The organism is Micromonospora sp. NBC_01699 (genome assembly GCF_036250065.1).
GTDB lineage: Bacteria > Actinomycetota > Actinomycetes > Mycobacteriales > Micromonosporaceae > Micromonospora_G.
This window is the reverse complement of sequence record NZ_CP109199.1, coordinates 1,214,563-1,228,011: the sequence shown is the minus strand read 5'-3', so window position 1 is coordinate 1,228,011 and position 13,449 is coordinate 1,214,563. Positions and strand designations below refer to the sequence as shown.

Sequence of the window (13,449 nt, the reverse complement as noted above, 5' to 3'; positions counted from 1 at the left end):
TGAAACCAAAATTTGCCGGTGAGCGTCTTTGGGAGAGGATGGTCGCGGGGACCAGGACTGTGAGGGAACAATGCGCGCGAGTCGAGACCAGTTGATGGGGCAGACCGCGAGGCGGCGCCGGGCAACCGTGCGCACGCTCGTGACGGTCGTGCTCACCGGGGCGCTCGCGCTCACCGCCGGCTGTAGCAGTGGCGGCGACTCGCCCTCCTGGCAGGGCGGTAACGGCGGCCAGGGCTCCGATGGCCCGAAGGCCAGTGCGACGATCACCAGCCCGGCGGCCGACGCGAAGGACGTGCCCGCGTCGACCGAGGTCGCCTTCACCAGCAAGGACGCGACCACGACGACGGTCGACCTGAAGGACGGCACCGGCAAGGCCGTCGAGGGCAAGGTGAGTGCCGACGGTACGACCTTCCTGCCCAACGGCGCGCTCGAATACGGTACGACGTACACCGCGACCGTGACGGCGACCGGCGACGACGGCAAGCCGGCGACCTCGAACAGCACGTTCACCACGATGGCGAAGCCGGCGAACCAGGTCCGGGTGACCAGCTTCCTCGGCGACGGTTCCGTGGTCGGCGTGGGTATGCCCGTGATCGTCAAGTTCTCCCGCGCGATCCCGGAGGACTTCCGGGACGACGTCCAGCGGCGGATGACCGTGACGGCCACCCCGACCCAGGAAGGCGCCTGGCGCTGGATCAGCCCGACCGAGGTGCACTACCGGCCGAAGACGTACTGGCAGGCCAACACCGAGCTGGACTACAAGATCCAGGCGGGCGGGCTGCCGATGGGCGAGGGCTGGTACGGCCGGGCCGACCTGACCATCGACGCCAAGGTCGGTTCGGCGGTGGTGATGACGGTCGACAACAAGACCAAGAAGATGACCGTCACCAAGGACGGCACGGCGATCCGGACCATCCCGATCAGCCTCGGGGCCCCGGTCACCCCCTCCTCCAGCGGCACGATGATCGTGATCGAGAAGCTGAAGAAGACGGTCTTCGACACGATGGACGACCCGGTTCCGACCAACCGCTACCGTACCGACATCGAGTTCGCCCAGCGCCTGACCTGGGGTGGCGAGTTCATCCACGCCGCACCGTGGTCGGTTGCCCAGCAGGGGCGGACGAACGTCTCGCACGGCTGCGTGAACATGTCCACGGCCAACGCCCAGTGGCTCTTCGACCAGACGAAGATCGGTGACCCGATCACGGTCAAGGGCACCGAGCGCAAGCTGGAGAACGGCAACGGCTGGACCGACTGGAACATGAGCTGGGACGAGTTCATCAAGGGCAGCGCGATCCCGTACGAGGCACCGGCCGCGCCCGCTCCCAGCGACGGGCCCGCCGCCGACCCGAGCGTCACCCCGACCACCTGATCGACTCCGCGACGCGACGCGGGTCGGACCACGGGAAGTCTCCCCGGTCCGGCCCGCGTTCCGCGTTACCGCGCCAGCCCGCACGACAGGTGCAACCAGCCCGGAAACGAAGCAAGCCCCCTCCGAAGAGGGGGCTTGACGTGGGGTGACTGACGGGAATTGAACCCGCGACCCCCGGGACCACAACCCGGTGCTCTGCCAACTGAGCTACAGCCACCACGTCCACCACCCCCGGATCTTCAACCTCCGGGCGGGGCGCCGACCAATAATAGCCACACCCACCCACCCCGCGTCGAGCGGGTTGGCACCCGGCCGGGACGAAGCCGGCCGGGGCGGGCGGATGTCCGTCAGAGCTGGGCGGCGATCGACTTCGCGGTTTCGATGTCCGGGCCGGGCAGCGGTACGAAGACGGTCCGCCGGTAGTACTCCAGCTCGCGGATGCTCTCCCGGACGTCGGCCAGCGCCCGGTGGGCCAGCCCCTTCGCCGGTTGACCGAAGTAGACCCGTGGGTACCAGCGCCGGCACAGCTCCTTGATCGACGACACGTCGATCATGCGGTAGTGCAGGTGGGCATCGAGCCGGGGCATGTCACGGGCCAGGAAACCCCGGTCGGTCGCGATCGAGTTGCCGCACAGCGGGGCGCTGCGCGGGTCCTTGACCAGGCTGGTCACGTACTCCATGACCAGGTCCTCGGCCTCGGCGAGACTGACCGCGGAGCGGCGTACCTCCTCGGTCAGGCCGGAGCGTTCATGCATTGCCCGTACTATCTCCGGCATCCCCGCCAGCGCCTGTTCGTCGGCGTGGATCACCACGTCGACACCTTCACCCAGAACGTTGAGGTCCGGATCGGTAACGAGAGCAGCGACCTCGATCAGCGCATCCTTGCCCAGATCGAGGCCGGTCATCTCACAGTCGATCCAGACAAGAAGATCAGCCACCGACACAGACTACGCGCAGCCCAGCAGCCCGCGCCTCAACGCGGCAGCCACAACCGACCGCTAGGGTTTTCCCGTGCCAGCCGATCCCGCCGCCTCATCCTCCACCGCCGCAGACGACCCGGGTGGCCGTACTGCGCGGTGGCTCGTCGCGGCCGTGGCGCTCGCTGCCGTGGTCCCGGTCATCTACCTGCTCGGCACGCCGCACAACTTCTTCGACCTCAAGATCTACATGAGCGCGATGCGCTGGTGGGCGGAGGGCAACCCGCTCTACGACTACGCCCAGGCGGACCGGGTCCAGGGCGAGCTGTACTTCACGTACCCGCCGTTCACCGCCCTGCTGATGCGGCCGTTCGCCGGCCTCACGCTGGGCGCCACGGTCACCATCTTCACGATCTTCACCGTGCTCGCGGTCATCGTGACCACCTGGTGGCTGGTCGCGCCGATCGCCGACCGGCGCGGAGTCCCGCGCTGGCTTGCCGCCGCGCTGGCCATCCCGCTCGTGTTCGCGGCGGAGAGCACCCGGGAGACGATCACCTTCGGTCAGATCAACATGCTGCTGGTGCTGCTGATCCTGGGTGACCTGCTGTTCGCCGTACCCCGGAACTCGCGCTGGGCCGGCGTCGGCGTCGGGCTGGCGACGGCGCTCAAGCTGTATCCGGGCATTTTCATCGTCTATTTTCTGACCACCCGGCGCTGGCGCGAGGCGGCCGTGGCGAGCGCGAGTGCCGCGGTGGCGACGCTGCTCGCGGCGGCGATCGCGCCCGGCGACTCGTGGCGGTTCTGGACCCACGAGCTGTGGGCGACCGACCGGGTGGGCCGCACCGACTACACCGGCAACCAGTCCCTGTTCGGCCTGCTGAGCCGGTTCACCGTGCCGGACAAGCCCGACCAGTTGCTCTGGCTGGCCCTGGTCGCCGTGGTGGCCGGCTACGGCCTCTGGCGGGCCAGCCGGGCCGCCCGGGGCGGCGACGAGCTGACCGGGCTCGCCCTGACCGGCCTGGTCGGTGCGCTGGTCAGCCCGATCAGCTGGACCCACCACGTGTACTGGTTCATCCCGGCGGTGCTGGTGCTGGCCGACGCGGGCCTGGCGCAGCCGCCCGGCTGGGAGCCGAGCGGGGTCGGTCGACGTAGGCGGCGGACCCTGCTGGTGCTGGCCGTCGTGATCTACGCCAGCGTGGTCTACGGCGTGGTCTCGTTCCACGACTGGGGGGTCAAGCCCGTACCGACCGACTCGCCGGTCGAGTTCGTGCTGCGCAACATGTACGTGCTGCTTGCCGTCCTGCTGATCGTCGTGCTGCCGACCCGGCACCTGATCCGGGAGGCGCCCACCAACAGCGTTCCCCGCAGCGGTGTCCCGGTCACGCACTGACTGTCCGGTAACGGCAAAAGTTGCGCCAATTGGACAGATCTCCCCTAGTCATGCCTGTTGGGGTTAATCTACTACCACCACCTAAAACGTTTCTTCAGTACACCGTTCCCCCGGTGAGGGTGGCCCTTCGTGTCGGCAGCACGGAGGGCCACTCGCTGTGTTCACCTTGCCGGGGCGGCCTCGGCGGCGTCCGCCGTTCCGTCGGCGCCGGCCACCGGCCCCGCCGACGTGCTGTTCGCCGTCGGCGGCTGGGCGTCGGCGTCCGGCTCCGGCTTGCACTTGCGGGACCTGGCCGTCGCGGCCTTGTCCGCCGGAACGGCCGCCCTGCTCCGGCGGGTCGAGCTGGTCGGGGCCGCCGCCGGCTTGGCCGCCGGCCCAGCCCCGACCACGGGTACGCCGGACGCCTGCGGAACCGGTACCGGGGTCGCCGCCGACGACGTGGCGGCGGCCGAAGCGCTCTGCCCAGCCGAAGTCCTCTGCCCAGCCGAAATGCTCTGCCCAGCCGAAATGCTCTGCCCAGCCGCAGCCTCGGCGGGCGGGTCCTCCCCGGCCGGCGGGACCAGCGTCGGCTCGGGTCGGCTCTGCTGCCCCCGCAGGCCCTTCCCCGGGTACGCCGGCACCTGGTTGATCCCCTGTCCCGCCCCCGCGTGCACCGGATCCAGGCCCTGCTCGGGCCGCTGGGCGTACGCCGGAGCCGACTCGGGCTGGGTGTGTGTTGACTCGGCGCGTACGACCTCGGGGTCGACCGGCGCGGCATGGCTTGACGGAACGGACTCGGCGTCGCCCGGAATGGTCCGGCTCGACGGAATCGGCTCGGGCTCGGCCGCCGGAGGCTGGACGGCTTCGAGCTGGTGCGGTTCGGTGTGAACGGGCTCGGGTGCCTCGGGCTGGACGGGCTCGGGCCGGGCCGGTCGGAACTGGGCGGTACGTAGCGGTGCGGTTCTGGCCGGGTAGGCCGGGGCCGGGTTCGCGGGCTGCTTCGACAGCGGTGCGGTCGTACCGGCGGCGCGCGGCGGCCAGTTCAGCACCAGTTTGGCGGGCGGCGGGTTGCTCGCCGGCCAGACGTGATCGAGGCTCCGCCCACTCGCCGACCCACCGTTCGCGCTCACCCCGTCCGCGGTGACCCCGTGCGTGGCCACGACCGGCTGGTCCGCAGCCGACTGCTCGGCGGCCGGCTGGTTCGCGGCCGGACCGGGCGGGTCGACCGGGCCGTTTCCCGCAGCATCGGTTCCCGGTGACGTCGCGGTGCCGGTGCGGGTGGAGCGGCCGGCGGGGTCGGGATCCTGCTCGGTGAGGACGTCCGCCAGCGTCTCCGGGCGGGACGGCGCCGAACCGGACCGGCGGGGCGGGAGCCCGTTCTCCGACCGGGGGCCGGTGGTGTCGACCGGGCGAGACGGGGCCGGCAGGTGGGAGTGGACCGGCCAGGCCGCCGGAGCGGCGGTGGCCGGAGTGGGCTGGACGGGAGTGGGCTGGGCCGGAGCGGCGGTGGCCGGAGTGGGCTGGACGGGAGTGGGCTGGGCCGGAGCGGCGGTGGCCGGAGTGGGCTGGACGGGAGTGGGCTGGACGGGAGTGGGCTGGGCCGGAGCGGCGGTGGCCGGAGCGGGCTGGGCCGGAGGGGCGGGGGCCGGCGAGCGGGCCGGACGCCGCGAGCGGGCCTTCCCGACGGTCGGTCGGCCCAGGTCGTCGAGGGCCCGTACGCCGAGCCGGGCGGTGAGCACCGGCAGTTGACCGGGTTCGACCACGAAGACCACCTCACGGGGTCGGGTCGGCCAGACCAGGATGGCGACTCCGAGCAGCGCGAACAGGGTGCCGCCGGCGAGCAGTCCCCAGGTTGTCGGTTCGAGCCAACCCACCCGCAGTTCGGCGCGGAGGTCGACGGCCACACCGGGCCCGGCGTCGGGGTACATGACCACGAGGCTGAGCCGCTGCCCGCGTAGGTCGTCCGGGGCGAGGTCGAGGGTGCGGGCTGACTGACGTACCCAGAATGCCTGTTCGCCCGGGGTCGGCGCGGCGGCGTCGGTCGGCGTCGCGACCCGCGAGACCGGGGTGAGCGCGACCGGCAGCGGACCTCGGGTGATCGCGACCCGGTCGACCAGGGTGTACGGCATCGCGGCCAGGTAGCGGCCGACCTCGGCGGTCGGGGCGAGCCCGAGGAACGCGGGTCGGGCCTCGCTTCCGGCGGTGATCCGCAGCCGGGTCTGGGCGGTACGGGTGAACGGGGCGTCCCGGCGCAGCAGCGCGTCCAGGTCGGGTACGACAACGGCGCGACCGGGCGTGGAGATCCGTTGCAGTGAGGCGGTGAACGCGTCACCGCCGTCCCGCCGGTCCGCCACAGTCCACAATGCACTGCCGACGAGCAGCACCGTCAGCCCGACCGTGAGCAGCAGCACCCCGGCGATGGTGCGTACGACGCGCATGGTCTTTCCCCCTGATCGAAGTATCTTCAAGACGATACCGACCGAAAGGGTGTTAATGCTCCTTATTGCGCAAAACGCCGCTGGCCCGCCGGATCAGCGGCGGGCCAGCGGATCAATGTCTCAGGCGCCCGACGGGGTCGACGGACGGCGGGTACGGGCGAACGCCAGCCCGCCCAGCACCAGGCCGGCCAGACCGGCCACCAGACCGGCGATGCCCAGCCCCACCCCGGCCGAGCCGTCCTCGTCGTCCTCGTCGTCGTCGGCCTGCGCGACCGCGGCCACCGACGGCGTAGCCCCGCCGGACGCCGGATCGGCCGCCTTGGCCAGCTTCAACACCGGCGCCGGGTGCTCCGGCTCCTCGGCACCGGCCGCCGCCGGCTCGTCGATCCAGCGCGAGATGTTGCCGTCCGAGTAGGTCTGGAGCACCTTGAAGACCAACTGGTCGACCTGGGGCAGCGGGCCCAGCGAGACCCCGAACTCCTGGAACTGCTCCGGCTTGACCTCCGCGCCCGCGCCCGCAGTCCAGGTGATCTTCGACACCGCCTCGGTGATCTGGCTGCCGTGCACCTCCAGCGGCGGGTCCACCTTGCGCTTCTCCAGCACCACCGTCCAGCCCGGCAGCGGGATGGTCGAGACCGACGCGACCGGCGCGTTCTCCGGCAGGTTGACCTCGATCTTCGTGGTCGACGCGGTGTCGCTCTCGTTCGGCACCCGGAAGGCCACCCGGCCGTAGCCGCCCTGGGTCGCCTCCTTCGGGTTCACCGTGACGTGCGCGGACGCCGGCAGGGCGAGGCCGAACACGCCGACGAGCGCGGCGCCGAGCACGAAAGCGGCCGCGGACGCGGTACGCCGGGGACGGATCATGGAAGTGCCTTCCTAGTTGATCGGCACGGTGGCGGTCACCGTGGCCTGGTCGATGTCGGATATTCGGACGGTGAAGCGCAGTTGCCAGTCGCCCGGTGTGGGCAGGCTGATCTCGCCGGTGGCGTGGTTGTCGGTCAGCGGCAGCAACGGGATCTCGATCGCCTCGACCCCCTTGGCCGGCAACGCGGCGGTCCCGGTCCATTCGACCACCGGCTGCGGCTTGTTGTCCGGGGTGTACGCGTACAGGTGGATGGTGTTGCTGCCGGTGCCGGCCGGGTCCACCTCCACCTCCACCGAGAGCAGGTCACTGGTGAGCCTGGTGGAGAAGAAGCCCGCTCCGGCGGCGCCGTCGTTCGCCTCGGCGGTCCGCCCCGGCGGGGTCTGCACGAGTACGGCGGAGATGGCCAGGATCAGCGCGGTGACGCCCAGCTCGGTCCAGACCGCCCGCCGCATCCGCCCCGGCCGCTCGGTGGCGATCCGGCGCTGGACCAGCCGCCGCGAGTACGCCGCGACGCCGATCACCAGCCCGAACAGGACCACCTTCGCGATGATCAGGCGGCCGTAGGTGGTGTCGATCAGGGCGCTCGGGGTGGCGACCTCGATCAGTGCCTGCACGATGCCGGCGAGCAGCAGCGCGGAGACGGCCACCGCCGCCCAGCGGGACCAGATCGGCAGGATCGCCCCGAGTTCCCGCTCGTCGGCCCGGCGCAGCAGGAACACGACCAGCATCAGCAGGCCACCGAGCCAGACCGCCATGCTGCCCACGTGCACCGCGTCGACCAGCACCGACACCGCCGGTACGGGTGACGCCGCCCCGTGCCCGGCCAGCGGCCAGGTGAACAACCCCGCCACCCCGAGTACGCCCAGCAGCAGGTGGTCGGCCCGGCCGGCACTGCCCCGCAGCAGCGGCCGGAGCAGGATCGCGGCGGCCACCAGGATGCCGAGCCGGACCAGCAGCACCGCGCCGAACGTACTGGCGAGCACGTCGCTCAGGGCGCTGCCGCTGATCGAGAACAGGGCCCCGCCGGTGGTGTAGGGGACCTGGAGCCAGATGCCGATCAGGGTCGCGGCGGTGACCAGGCCGAACCCGGTCCAGACCAGTCGGGCCGGACCGCGCCGGTCGAGCCGCTGCGGCCAGAGCAGGCTGAGCACCAGCACCGGGCCGACCAGCAGGACCAGCCCGGCGTAGCCGAGGTACTTGCCCACCGCCACGGCGGCGGTGATGGCCGGGTCGACGCTGTCGTTCTCGGTGTCGGTCGGCGGGGTGGACGGCGCCCCGACCGAGTACGTGTAGGCGCCCGCCACCGGGTGGCTGTCGGCCGAGATCACCCGGTAGCTGACCAGGTAGGTGCCCTGCGGTCCACCCGGGTCGACCGGGATGGTGACCACGGCGCCGTCGAAGACCGGGTCGCCCCGGTCCACCCGCGCGCCGTCCGGGCCGAGAATCCGGATTTTGTCCGGTACGTTCCGGACGCCCTCGCTGAACGTGAGCACCACCTCGGCGGGCGCGCTGGGCAGCACCGCGTCCGTGGCCGGGCTGCTGCTGACCAGCACCGCGTGGGCGCTGGCCGGGCTGGCCGGCCCGAGCAGCAGGGCGAATGTCGCCAGCAGGAGGCCGAGCATCGCGCCGGCCCGCGACACCCATGATCTTTGTGCGGCAGTCATGCGAGACATGCTCGCCCAGAAACCCACCACGGCGCGACCTCGGATCACCCGCGTCCCGCCACCGCCGGCGCGCGCAGCGGCGGATCGGTACGCCGGCTGACCCGCCCGAGCGCCCAGAGCAGTCCGGCCTGCACCACCGTGGCGAGGTGGCCGATCTCGTGCACCACGGCCGTGGTCGAGTTCACTATGTCGACCGCGCTGGTGCCGGCGAGGCAGACCGCGAGGACGAAGGCGACCGGCACGAACGCCTGCGCCCGTTCCGGCCGGTACGCGGCGAGCGCGAACCCGACCGCGAGGGCCACGTCGAACGAGGCCATCTCCCGGGTGGTGTGCAGGTCGACCTCGACGCCGAAGCCGGCGAGCAGGATGGGCAGCGCGATGGCGAGCTGGGCGACGGCGGCCACCGCGACCGCTACCCGCAGGATCTGGCGCCGACCGTACGCGGCCGAGGTGCGGCGGCGGGCGGCTGCCGCGATGACCGGGTCGGCGGCCACCGCCGCGAGTACGGTGGCGGTCAGGTCGGGCACCTCGACCGCCTGCGCACGTTGCATGACCCGGCCGAGTTCCTCCGCCCGGACCAGCCAGAGCTGGCAGCCGGGGCAGGTCACGGTGTGCGCGTCGAGCGCCTCCATCGGCGCCCGCGGGTCTTCCCCGTCCAGCCGCGCGGACAGCGCGACCCGTACCTCGTCGCAGGTCATGGGGAGGTAGTCGATGTCCGGCACGGAAAAGTTCCCGGCCGTGCGCAAGCACACCCAAGCGGGCCAAGGCCACCCCCGTACTCCGACGGCGCGCGTAACCTCGGATGTCGTGATCCCCGTCCCGCGCGAGTCCGCCCAGGTCAGCGCCACCGTCGAGCCACCGGCCCGGACGGAGGCGCCGGCATCGGCGACGGCGCGGGCGTTGGCACCGGAAGCGGCAGCGGCACCGGAAGCGGGACCGGGACCGGAAGCGGTGGAGCGGACGCAGGCGCTGGACGACGCGACCCACTGGGCGCTGCGCGCCCGCGACGGGGACCCGGCGGCGCAGGCGGCGTTCGTCCGGGCCACCCAGACCGAGGTGTGGCGGTTCACCGCGGCCCTGGTCGACCGGGACAGCGCGGACGACCTGCTCCAGGACACGTACCTGCGCGCGTTCCGGGCGCTGCCGGCGTTCGAGGGGCGGTCGAGTGCGCGTACGTGGTTGCTGGGCATCGCCCGGCGGGCCTGTGCCGACCATCTCCGTACGGTGGTTCGGCGGCGCCGGCTGGACGAGCGGTTGACCGGTCAGGCGTACACCGACCACCCGTACCCGGATCCGGCCGGGCAGTTCGGCGCGAACGACCTGCTCCGGCGGCTGCCCGCCGAGCGGCGTGGGGCGTTCGTCCTCACCCAGCTGCTCGGGCTGTCGTACGCCGAGGCGGCGGCGGTGGAGGGGGTGCCGGTCGGCACCATCCGGTCCCGGGTGGCGCGGGCGCGTACGGAACTGGTCGAGGCGGTCGGCGATGCGCTGGCGAGCTGAGGCGGCCGACGGGAGGCACGGCGGCTGGGAGGTTCCCGGGGTCCGCTGGGACTTGCCTGGGAAGCGGAACCCGCCGACGCGGGCCCGCGACTAAGGAGCCATGACCTTGGTGACATCGGCACGCCCACGGTGGGACCCGGTACAACCGTGGCTCGGGCTGGCCGTACGACTCGGGCTGGCCGCGGTGTGGTTCTGGGCCGGCAGCACGAAAGTCGGTGACCTGGCCGCCGCCGGCCGGGCCGTCAACGCGTACCAGATTTTTCCCTTCGACGTGGCCAGGGTGATCGGGGCGGCGCAGCCGTTCGTCGAGATCGCCCTCGGCGTACTCCTGCTCCTCGGGCTGGCCACCCGACTGGCCGCCGGCGTCTCCGCGCTGCTGCTGGTGCTGTTCATCGCCGGGATCGCCTCGGCCTGGGCCCGTGGCCTGGCGATCGACTGCGGCTGCTTCAGCGAGGGCGGGCCGCTGGCCGTCGGCCAGACCCCGAGTTACCTGCCCGAGATCCTCCGGGACATCGGGTTCCTGATCATGGCGGCGTTCCTGCTGCGCTGGCCGCGCAGCCCATTGTCGATCGACCGGTGGATGGCCGGCGGGCAGCGTCTGGAGGACGAGAATGGGTAGTCCACGGGGGCCGGGTCGCGCACGTGGCGGTCCGGGACGGAGGCCGGACAAGCCTCAACAGGGACCGCAGAAGGCACAGCCTCAGCAGGGACCACAGAAGGCGCAGAAGGGGCAGAACGCGGCGCAGAAGAAGAGTTCGGCCCGGGTTGTCCGGGAGCAACTGGCCCGCGAGCGCCGCCGCCGACGCACCCTGTGGACCTCGCTGATCGCGGTCGCGGTGCTGGTGATCGCCGGCCTGATCGGCTGGAGCGTCACCGCCAGCCAGCGCTCGACCAGCGACTTCACCGCGCCGGCCGGGGCGACCGCCGACGGCAACGCGATAGCGATCGGCACCGGCCCGGTCACCGTCGACATCTACGAGGATTTCATCTGCCCGTTCTGCGGCCAGTTCGAGAAGTCCACCGGCGCCACCCTGGACCAGTTGGTCAGCGAGAACAAGGTGACGGTGCGGTTCCACCCGGTCGCGTACCTCGACCGGGCCTCCTCGACCAACTACTCGACCCGGTCGTCCGCCGCCTCCGGCTGCGCGGCCGACGAGGGCAAATACCGGGAGTACGCCGAGGCGCTGTTCAACCGGCAGCCGGCCGAGGGCAGCGCCGGGCTCAGCGACGACGAGCTGATCAGTATCGGCACCGGCGTCGGGCTGGACGGGGCCAGGTTCGGCTCCTGCGTACGCGACGGTACGTTCAAGCCGTGGACCGCGCATGTGACCGAGGCGGCGAGTCGGGCGAACATCAACAGCACGCCGACCGTACTGGTCAACGGCAAGGGCGTGAACCCGAACACGGACGCCCTCAACGCGGCCGTGGCGGCGGCCACCAAGTGATCCGTCGACTGCTCACCGCGTGCGCCGCCGGCCTGCTCGGCGCGCTCGCGGTGGGCGCCCCGGCGCTCGCCCACGGTGCCGACGCGCCCGACGGCACCGACTACCGGACCGAGGTCACCGTGCTCACCCCGGCCCTGCCCGGCCTCACCGTACGGGCGGTCGAGGCGGGCGCCCGGCTGGAGCTGACCAACCGGACCGGCCGGACGATCGAGGTGCTCGGCTACGCCGGTGAGCCCTACCTGGAGGTACGCCCCGACGGGGTGTACGAGAACCGGAACTCCCCGGCGACGTACCTGAACGAGACACTGGACGGCGACACCGAGCCGCCGGCCGGCACCGACCCGACCCTGGCGCCGTCCTGGCAGCGGATCGGCGCCGAACCGGTGGCCCGCTGGCACGACCGGCGTACCCACTGGACCGACGAAACCCCACCGGAGCAGGTGCGGGCCGACCCGGACCGGGCGCACCGGATCCGGGACTGGACGGTGCCGCTGCGCGACGGTGTCACCCCGATCGACCTGCGCGGCACCCTGGACTGGTTGCCGCCGCCGAGCCCCGGCCCGTGGTGGCTGGCCAGCCTGGTCGGCGCGCTCGTCCTCGGCGCGCTCGGCCTGCTGCCCGCCGGTAGGCGTGCCGGGCGGGCGGTGACGGTGGCGCTGGCCGGGGGCTTCGCCCTGGCCGGGGCGGGTGCGGTCGCCTTCGCGGTGGCCCGTGAACTGGACGCCGGGGCGGACGGCTTCGGCGGGGTGGTGCAGGGCCTGCTCGCCGGGCAGATCTGGCCGCTGCTCACCGGGCTGGGCGCGCTGGCCGCCGGGGCGTACGCGTTGGCCCGACGGCCGGCGGCCGACTTCGCCCTGGCCCTGTCCGGGGCCTGCCTGGCGCTGTTCGCCGGGGTGGCGAACGCGGCCGTCTTCGGCCGGTCGGTGGCCCCGGTGCCGTGGCCGGCGACGTCGGCGCGGCTGCTGGTCGCGGCCATGATCGTGATCGGTGTCGGCGGGACGCTGGCCGGTGTGCTGCGGCTGCGCGCGGTGACGCCCGATCCTCTTCCCGCTGCCGGCGGCTCGGCGGACCTGCCCGATGACCGGCCGAGGGGTCAGCGTCGGGCGGCGGCCGCCACCGGGTCGAACCCGTAGGGCAGCTCCAGCCGGTGCCGGGCCAGCAGGTCGGCGTCGGCGAGCAGCTCGGCCGTGCCGCCGTCGGCGACGATCCGGCCACCGTCGAGGATCACCGCCCGGTCGCAGAGCTCCAACGCGTACGGCAGGTCGTGGGTGACCATCAGCAGGGTCACCGGCAGCCCGCGCAGGATCTCGGCGAGTTCCCGCCGGGCGGCCGGGTCGAGGTTCGACGACGGCTCGTCCAGCACCAGGATCTCCGGATGCATGGCGAGCACGGTGGCGACCGCTACCCGGCGGCGCTGGCCGAACGACAGGTGGTGCGGCGCCCGGTCCCGGTGCTCGCTCATCCCGACCGAGGCCAGCGCCTCGTCCACCCGGTTGGCGAGTTCGGCGCCGCGCAGCCCGAGGTTGGCCGGGCCGAACGCCACGTCCTCGGCGACGGTGGGCAGGAAGAGCTGGTCGTCGGGGTCCTGGAAGACGATGCCGACCCGGCGGCGGATCTCGGCCAGGGTGGCCCGGTCCCGGTTCACGGCGAGCCCGCCCACGGTGACCGTGCCCGCCGCCGCGGCGAGGATCCCGTTCAGGTGCAGCACCAGGGTGGTCTTGCCGGCGCCGTTCGGCCCGAGCAGCGCCACCCTGTTCCCCTTCGGCACGGTCAGGTCGACCCCGTGCAGGGCGACGTGACCGTCCGGGTAGGCGTAGCTGACGCCGCGTACGTCCAGCGAGGGGGCGGTTTCCACAGCATCGATCATGACAGCACCGGGGCG

12 protein-coding genes and 1 tRNA gene are annotated in these 13,449 nt (G+C 72.5%); 6 read left to right on the top strand and 7 right to left on the bottom strand.

The features are described 5' to 3' along the window. Positions 1 to 70: 70 nt before the first annotated feature. A complete protein-coding gene (locus tag OG792_RS05585) occupies positions 71 to 1,372 on the top strand; it encodes a L,D-transpeptidase (RefSeq protein ID WP_329107969.1) in 1,302 nt (433 codons plus the stop codon). A 141-nt stretch (positions 1,373 to 1,513) separates the two neighbouring features. On the opposite strand, the gene OG792_RS05580 is transcribed toward OG792_RS05585, so the two are convergent. After that, positions 1,514 to 1,589: transfer RNA gene (locus OG792_RS05580), tRNA-His, on the bottom strand. 130 nt (positions 1,590 to 1,719) lie between these two features. Next, positions 1,720 to 2,316 carry an oligoribonuclease gene (gene orn / locus OG792_RS05575; protein ID WP_329107967.1) on the bottom strand — a complete coding sequence of 199 codons (597 nt, stop codon included), beginning with the start codon at positions 2,314 to 2,316 and terminating at the stop codon, positions 1,720 to 1,722. 67 nt (positions 2,317 to 2,383) lie between these two features. Between orn and OG792_RS05570 the strand changes: the two genes are divergently transcribed. Then, positions 2,384 to 3,679: a glycosyltransferase 87 family protein gene (locus OG792_RS05570; protein ID WP_329107965.1), complete on the top strand. Its 1,296-nt coding sequence runs from the start codon at positions 2,384 to 2,386 to the stop codon at positions 3,677 to 3,679. 161 nt (positions 3,680 to 3,840) lie between these two features. On the opposite strand, the gene OG792_RS05565 is transcribed toward OG792_RS05570, so the two are convergent. The 4 genes from OG792_RS05565 to OG792_RS05550 form a co-directional block, all read right to left on the bottom strand. Further along, positions 3,841 to 6,096 carry a hypothetical protein gene (locus tag OG792_RS05565; RefSeq protein WP_329107963.1) on the bottom strand — a complete coding sequence of 752 codons (2,256 nt, stop codon included), beginning with the start codon at positions 6,094 to 6,096 and terminating at the stop codon, positions 3,841 to 3,843. 120 nt (positions 6,097 to 6,216) lie between these two features. After that, the gene (locus tag OG792_RS05560) at positions 6,217 to 6,960 is read right to left on the bottom strand and encodes a YcnI family copper-binding membrane protein (protein ID WP_329107960.1); all 744 of its coding nucleotides are present in this window, start codon (positions 6,958 to 6,960) and stop codon (positions 6,217 to 6,219) included. 12 nt (positions 6,961 to 6,972) lie between these two features. Continuing rightward, complete coding sequence (locus OG792_RS05555) at positions 6,973 to 8,634, bottom strand: copper resistance CopC/CopD family protein (RefSeq protein WP_329107958.1); 1,662 nt, start codon at positions 8,632 to 8,634, stop codon at positions 6,973 to 6,975. Between the two features lie 35 nt (positions 8,635 to 8,669). Next, complete coding sequence (locus OG792_RS05550; protein WP_329107956.1) at positions 8,670 to 9,347, bottom strand: zf-HC2 domain-containing protein; 678 nt, start codon at positions 9,345 to 9,347, stop codon at positions 8,670 to 8,672. A gap of 229 nt (positions 9,348 to 9,576) precedes the next feature. Here OG792_RS05550 and OG792_RS05545 point away from each other — a divergent pair, with 229 nt between their 5' ends. From OG792_RS05545 to OG792_RS05530, 4 genes are all read left to right on the top strand, one after another. Further along, a complete protein-coding gene (locus tag OG792_RS05545) occupies positions 9,577 to 10,122 on the top strand; it encodes a sigma-70 family RNA polymerase sigma factor (protein ID WP_329111129.1) in 546 nt (181 codons plus the stop codon). Between the two features lie 100 nt (positions 10,123 to 10,222). Next, positions 10,223 to 10,741 carry a MauE/DoxX family redox-associated membrane protein gene (locus OG792_RS05540; RefSeq protein ID WP_329107954.1) on the top strand — a complete coding sequence of 173 codons (519 nt, stop codon included), beginning with the start codon at positions 10,223 to 10,225 and terminating at the stop codon, positions 10,739 to 10,741. Continuing rightward, positions 10,734 to 11,567 carry a DsbA family protein gene (locus OG792_RS05535; RefSeq protein ID WP_329107952.1) on the top strand — a complete coding sequence of 278 codons (834 nt, stop codon included), beginning with the start codon at positions 10,734 to 10,736 and terminating at the stop codon, positions 11,565 to 11,567. Before OG792_RS05540 ends, OG792_RS05535 begins: the two co-directional genes overlap by 8 nt. Continuing rightward, complete coding sequence (locus OG792_RS05530; protein WP_329107950.1) at positions 11,564 to 12,700, top strand: hypothetical protein; 1,137 nt, start codon at positions 11,564 to 11,566, stop codon at positions 12,698 to 12,700. Before OG792_RS05535 ends, OG792_RS05530 begins: the two co-directional genes overlap by 4 nt. On the opposite strand, the gene OG792_RS05525 is transcribed toward OG792_RS05530, so the two are convergent. Further along, positions 12,661 to 13,434 (bottom strand): energy-coupling factor ABC transporter ATP-binding protein, encoded by a 774-nt coding sequence (locus tag OG792_RS05525; protein ID WP_329107948.1) that lies wholly within the window; start codon positions 13,432 to 13,434, stop codon positions 12,661 to 12,663. The genes OG792_RS05530 and OG792_RS05525 overlap by 40 nt on opposite strands. Between the last annotated feature and the right edge of the window lie 15 nt (positions 13,435 to 13,449).

Excerpts from the sequence above, each read along its gene's own strand:
- OG792_RS05585 (WP_329107969.1), top strand. The coding sequence starts at position 71 with ATGCGCGCGAGTCGAGACCAGTTGATGGGGCAGACCGCGAGGCGGCGC.
- OG792_RS05565 (WP_329107963.1), bottom strand. The coding sequence starts at position 6,096 with ATGCGCGTCGTACGCACCATCGCCGGGGTGCTGCTGCTCACGGTCGGG.
- OG792_RS05560 (WP_329107960.1), bottom strand. The coding sequence starts at position 6,960 with ATGATCCGTCCCCGGCGTACCGCGTCCGCGGCCGCTTTCGTGCTCGGC.
- OG792_RS05555 (WP_329107958.1), bottom strand. The coding sequence starts at position 8,634 with ATGTCTCGCATGACTGCCGCACAAAGATCATGGGTGTCGCGGGCCGGC.
- OG792_RS05540 (WP_329107954.1), top strand. The coding sequence starts at position 10,223 with ATGACCTTGGTGACATCGGCACGCCCACGGTGGGACCCGGTACAACCG.
- OG792_RS05535 (WP_329107952.1), top strand. The coding sequence starts at position 10,734 with ATGGGTAGTCCACGGGGGCCGGGTCGCGCACGTGGCGGTCCGGGACGG.
- OG792_RS05525 (WP_329107948.1), bottom strand. The coding sequence starts at position 13,434 with ATGATCGATGCTGTGGAAACCGCCCCCTCGCTGGACGTACGCGGCGTC.